1 pseudogene is annotated in these 334 nt (G+C 71.3%); it reads right to left on the bottom strand.

The features are described 5' to 3' along the window. A pseudogene (locus AOK15_RS48245) lies at window positions 1-334 on the bottom strand (transcriptional regulator); the annotation flags it as partial.

Raw genomic sequence — 334 nt, 5'->3', positions numbered from 1 at the left:
CTGGATGTAGTACCGCTGGGCGAGGCCGGGTTGCCCGGTGTCCACGGCCATGTACCCGGCGAGTTCGGTCAGTCGGGACACCGCCGCGAACAACTCTCGCCCCACCGCCTCCCGGTAGGAGCCGGCCAGCAGCCCCGAGACGACGCTGTTGAGGTAGTGAACGACGACGGGCCGGACATGTCCGCTGCCGTACTGGTGGTCGAGGTCGACGAGCGCCTGGGTCATCGCGGTCACGGCCGCCACGTCGGCCAGACCGACCCTCGGCCCCGCCGAGCGGGCCACCTGGGAGTCCGGTGCCGAGATCAGCCAGTCACGGCTGGGCTCGACGAGCGCG

This window comes from Streptomyces ossamyceticus (assembly GCF_001418475.1).
GTDB classification, from domain to species: Bacteria; Actinomycetota; Actinomycetes; order Streptomycetales; family Streptomycetaceae; genus Streptomyces; species Streptomyces ossamyceticus.
The sequence above is the reverse complement of the archived record's forward strand: the minus strand, read 5'-3'. Positions and strand labels throughout refer to the sequence as shown.